General features: G+C 50.8%; 7 protein-coding genes. All 7 read right to left on the bottom strand.

The window, feature by feature from the left end; genetic code table 11:
- Positions 1-277 precede the first annotated feature (277 nt).
- The 7 genes from HWQ67_RS13130 to rsfS all read right to left on the bottom strand — a co-directional run bounded on the left by HWQ67_RS13130 (position 278) and on the right by rsfS (position 4,581).
- Positions 278-484 (bottom strand): dodecin family protein, encoded by a 207-nt coding sequence (locus tag HWQ67_RS13130; RefSeq protein ID WP_218253143.1) that lies wholly within the window; start codon positions 482-484, stop codon positions 278-280.
- Between the two features lie 194 nt (positions 485-678).
- Positions 679-1,515 carry a metal ABC transporter solute-binding protein, Zn/Mn family gene (locus tag HWQ67_RS13125; protein ID WP_218253142.1) on the bottom strand — a complete coding sequence of 279 codons (837 nt, stop codon included), beginning with the start codon at positions 1,513-1,515 and terminating at the stop codon, positions 679-681.
- Between the two features lie 191 nt (positions 1,516-1,706).
- Complete coding sequence (locus HWQ67_RS13120; RefSeq protein ID WP_218253141.1) at positions 1,707-2,063, bottom strand: hypothetical protein; 357 nt, start codon at positions 2,061-2,063, stop codon at positions 1,707-1,709.
- A 99-nt stretch (positions 2,064-2,162) separates the two neighbouring features.
- Positions 2,163-2,741 carry a TerD family protein gene (locus HWQ67_RS13115; protein ID WP_218253140.1) on the bottom strand — a complete coding sequence of 193 codons (579 nt, stop codon included), beginning with the start codon at positions 2,739-2,741 and terminating at the stop codon, positions 2,163-2,165.
- A gap of 70 nt (positions 2,742-2,811) precedes the next feature.
- Positions 2,812-3,393 carry a TerD family protein gene (locus HWQ67_RS13110; protein WP_218253139.1) on the bottom strand — a complete coding sequence of 194 codons (582 nt, stop codon included), beginning with the start codon at positions 3,391-3,393 and terminating at the stop codon, positions 2,812-2,814.
- 25 nt (positions 3,394-3,418) lie between these two features.
- Entirely contained in the window at positions 3,419-4,171 is a 753-nt protein-coding gene (locus HWQ67_RS13105; RefSeq protein WP_218253138.1) for a TIGR00266 family protein, read from the bottom strand.
- 80 nt (positions 4,172-4,251) lie between these two features.
- A complete protein-coding gene (rsfS, locus tag HWQ67_RS13100; protein WP_320414568.1) occupies positions 4,252-4,581 on the bottom strand; it encodes a ribosome silencing factor in 330 nt (109 codons plus the stop codon).
- Between the last annotated feature and the right edge of the window lie 313 nt (positions 4,582-4,894).

The raw sequence follows: 4,894 nt of genomic DNA, 5'->3' as shown, positions 1-4,894 counted from the left end.
CTCTTTATATTTCATGGTAACTATACTTTAAGGCAAGAAAGAAAGGGGCGGCTCCGCCCCCCTTCAGAACCCCCCGCAAGGGGACCAGTCCCCTTGACCCCATTTTACCTGCTCAGGCAGTGAGATGTTCCTGTGAAGCCTCTCCCACTTCTCCTGCCTCTGAAACCTCTCCCACCTCCACCGGTCTGTCCCAGCCTCTGTGAACCCGTCCAGCCTCTTATATCTTATCACCCGTTAGACTCTCCGATACACAATGTTTCAATTGCATATCTGATGGCTAGTGTGCCTCGATCCTGAAGGAAACCTCGGCCTTTACCCGGAATGCGTCTACGTTGCCGTCTTCTTTCATCTTTACGTCGAATTCCGTTACGAGGATGCGTGTGATGTGTCTCAGGCTGACCTGTGCCTCTTTGATAAGATTTGTCGTTGCCTCTTCCCAACTAACCGGTGATTGCCCTACTAAAATTACAACCTTCGATACCATACTTACCTCCTTTTAAGGTTTGCAGATATTTACAAGATATATAATCCTCACTACCTATGCTGATTATATGTTACATAAAAATTGTCACACAAGTCAAGTTGAAAGAAAGATATAGGAAACATTTTTATGGAGTTTTTTAGCGATTTTTGGGAGTATCTGGGACATAGCTCACCTCTCTATGTACTACCCACGCTTCATTTGCATGACAGGGCAGTGCGCAGGTTTCTGAGGTTGTCCTGCATGATGGCGATGTAGTCCTTGCCGTCTTGGATGTCGTCCGTGGTGAGACCCTCACAGGGATTAAGCGGCAGGGTTACCGCTCCCGTTTCGGAGGCTATCGACTGAGCTATCTTGGGGCTGACCAAGGACTCAAAAAAGATGTGTCTGATCCCCTTGGTCTTGACGGTCCGTGCGATCTGGGCAAGTTTGCGTGCCGAGGGTTCCTCGATCGGAGATAGTCCTGCCAGCGTCAGGGTTGTAAGGTTATAGCGCCTGGCCAGATAACTGAAGGCGTTGTGGGTGACGACTATTTCGCGGTGTTGGCAGGTCTTGAGGCCTTCTCTGAAGTCGGAGTCCAGGGCGGTCAGCTTTTTTATGTACTCCTGAGCGTTTTTCTTATAGACGGCTGCATTTTTCGGATCGATCCTGCCGAGGGTATCGCTGATGAGTCGTACCTCTTCGATGGCCAGGACGGGGTCTATCCAGAAGTGCGGGTCGTCGTGTCTGCCCAGTTGACAGGCCATGCACAGGATGGTCACGCCTTTTGCGCCGAGGTCGTTTTGGAGCTTTTCTGCCCAGGGATCGATCCCCCCGCCATTGAAGATGAACAGTTGGGATGCAAATGCACGTTTGATATCCAGGGGCTTTGGTTCAAACTCGTGTGGTTCAACGCCCGTTGGAGTGACGTTTGTCACATGCACGAGGTTGCCACCCACCTGCCCCGCAAAATGCGCAAGCGGATAGAAACTAGCCGTGACCTGCACCTCAGCCATCGCAAGTGCATGGCTCAGAAGTAATACAACTGTCAACAAAACGGTTCTATGCATAAACATAATACATTGATTATAATTAACTCAATCCGTATTTGTCAAGGACGGTTATAGCAAATGTGTGGCATTTTTTATGGAGTCAAGGGGACTGGTCCCCTTGACTCCATTATTTTGTCCGTCAAATATCATGCCTGAAAAAACCTGCGTCATTTTAGTATACAGGATTTGTTGAGTCAGTCGGGATAGCTACTGTAATCGATCTGCATCCCGCAGTCAATACATTGCGTGAAGTCCTCTCCTTCGCACTTAACGTAGATGATAAGCCCGCAGTTGCCGCATACGACACGCAGGCCGTCCTGGTCTCTTATGACTGCCGAAGTTACATTATTACCTCTTATGGCAATGACGGAGATTGGGTATCTGCGTATATCGAGTGTTTGTCCGCAGTGGGTACATTGGTTGTGATGACTTTCTATGGATATAGAGTTATTGGTCAAACAGTTTGAGCACAGAGTGTGATAGTTATCATCCAGGCCGTATCTCAGGCAGTATTTGTCTATATCCAGTTCCAGTTTATCACCATACGACATAATGGTTCTCTCTTTTTTTCATAAACCTTCGTCTTTTTTGAAAGAGGGGTGGCCCCCCCGTTGCAACTAAAGAAGCGGAGCCACCACCCTCATTTCTCTTTAACCTACGTTGACCCCGTAGCTGCCTGCCATTGCGGCGTGTCCGCCGGAGAAGCCCTCTCCTATGGCCTTGAACTTCCACTCGTCGTTGTGTTTGTAGAGTTCACCAAAGAGCATGGCCGTCTCCGTGCTGTAGTCCTCGGACAGGTCATAGCGGGCAACCTCTTTGTTATCGTCCTGGTTTACAACACGGATAAATGCGGCACGTACCATCCCAAAATTCTGTTTGCGTTTATCTGCATCGTAGATCGTCACGCCAAAGACCAGTTTGGTGACATCGGCAGGTATCTTGTCCAGGTCTACCTTTACAACCTCGTCGTCGCCCTCGCCGGCACCGGTGAGGTTGTCGCCCATATGTTCCACTGAGCCCTCAGCCGACTTTAGATTGTTGAAGAAGATAAAATCGGCGTCACTGCGCACCTTACCGTTGGCGCCAAGCAAATAAACACTGGCATCGAGGTCAAAGGCCGACCCGTCAGTTATACGGGCATCCCATCCAAGCCCTACAAACATCTTTTTCAGCCCCGGAGCACTCTTGGTTAATGATACATTACCACCCTTTGTCAGACTAATAGCCATTGTTAGACCTCCTTAGTTCTTTTTTATTTGAAGCATAAACGTTCTTGCAATCCCTGCCTGCAACGCCGGCTCAAAGGGCCTGACGCATAACCGGCATCAGGTCCTTGAACGTGCGTCCGCTTGCGTTTTCGCCGATGGCGTGCATCTTCCACTCGCCGCCGTGGCGATAGACCTTTGCCATGATCTGTGCCGTGTGAGCCCCCTGCGAACTGAGATTGAACCGCGCCACCTCCTTGCCATTCTGCTGGTCGATGAGGCGACAGAAGGCGTTTTCCACATCCTTAAAGCTCTGTCCGGTGAAGCTGTTGACAACAAACATCAACGTCTTGATGTTGGAGGGTACGGCGCCGAGGTCAACGATTATCTGTTCGTCATCGCCCTCACCGGCGCCCGTGCGATTGTCGCCCGTGTGTGTGATACTGCCATCCTTGCTCTTGAGCTGCTTGAACCACACCACATCGACCTGCTCACCGGCCTCGTCAAAGAGCACGCAGGAGGCATCCAGATCGATAGACTGGTTCTTTTGGCCAAACCCCAGAAATCCACCCGACTTTTTGACGTCCCATCCAAGCCCCATGATCACCTTTGTGAGCCTGCCGCCCGCCTCCTTCTCTAACGATATCTTCTGTCCCTTGGAAAGATTGACAGCCATAGTTACAACCTCCTTATAGTAAGTATTATAGTAAGTCTCTGGAGATATTTATATTGGAGCCGCTGCCTCTGTTGCTGCTGCCGGTACCGGGCAGACTTGAGGCAATCCAGCCCAGGAATCCGCTGCGATTGCGCGAGCACACGTAGACCTTTCCATTGCCGCTGAAGCGGTTGACAACCCCCTCACCGGTGGTCACACTACCCACAAGGTTGCTCAGGAATCCGCCCTTGGACGTCGAAAGCGATATATTGTAGTTGAGGTTCCTGTCCCAGGCAACGACGTGAAAGTTGTCCACGATGACGTCCGAACCGGCCTTGACATCCAGCCCAAACATCGTTCCAAACCCTGACACTGCCAGCTTGCCCTGCCCCGAGGTCTCCATGATAAAGAACCCGCCCGTTCCACCAAATAACGCCTGACCGATCCCCTGAGACTTAACGCTGATCTGCACGGTGTCTGAGGCCGCCACAAAGGCTCCGTCATTTAAACGGTACTGGTTTACGCCGACATCGAGGAGTTCAATATCCCCCGGCAGGGTGGGCGATAGCAGCGCCTGTCCTTCTCCCTGGGTGGCCTCCAGAGACTGCTGAAAAAACGACTCCCCCGACGTAAACTTCCTTGCCAGGGAGCTGAGAAAACCTCCGGCCATCTTGCCCTTGAGTTCCAGCACTGCATCCATTGTAACCATTGCGTTGGATTCGGCATAGATGCGCTCCCCCTTTTTGAGCGTTACCAGCAGAAAGGGGTCTACATTTCCCACTACTTGAAATTCAGGCATAGATACACTCCTTCTTTATTATTTTAATGCCCCTGAGATAGCAGGCTTTGGTCTTTTGCAAGTGCAGGATACTGCCCTCATCAGGAGGCCCTTAGCTCTTGGGCGGTCATAGATGGTGCGTCCAGCCAGAGCCGCTCCAGTTGATAGTAGTCCCTCATCTGCGGTGTAAAGACGTGGATGAGCACATCGTTGTAGTCCATCAATACCCACTGTGCGCCTCTGAGGCCCTCGATGCCTAATGGTTTGACACCGGAGTCTCTCAGGCGTCTCTCTACGTTGTCTGCGATAGCCTTTATCTGTGGCGGATTTGTACCGGTGCATATCACGAAGTAGTCGGTGATGGCCGTCAGTGATTGCAGCCTGAGTATTGAAATGTCTTCGGCCTTCTTGTCCTCCAAGGCGTTGACGATGGTCTTTAGTTTGTCTGCTATTGTTGTAATATCTTACCTCAGCATAAGTTTTTTTCACCCTGGCATACGACCAGGATTGGCCTCAGTCATCCGGCCTGTAGAAAGTACCTGCTTTATTATACAATGACTGCATGATTTCATGCAACACGCAGAGAAGGGTAGCGCCACACAGGGCTATCGTATTAGAAATGTTTATTAGTTGTTAATAGTTTAGCTTTGTTGGAAATCAAACCTTCACAGGAAGGGGTCAAGGGGGCTGGCCCCCTTGCGGGGGGTTCTGAAGGGGGGCGGAGCCGCCCCTTTCTTTTCTCTT

The organism is Candidatus Magnetobacterium casense (genome assembly GCF_019173545.1).
Taxonomy (GTDB): Bacteria; Nitrospirota; Thermodesulfovibrionia; order Thermodesulfovibrionales; family Magnetobacteriaceae; genus Magnetobacterium; species Magnetobacterium cryptolimnobacter.
The sequence above is the reverse complement of the archived record's forward strand: the minus strand, read 5'-3'. Positions and strand labels throughout refer to the sequence as shown.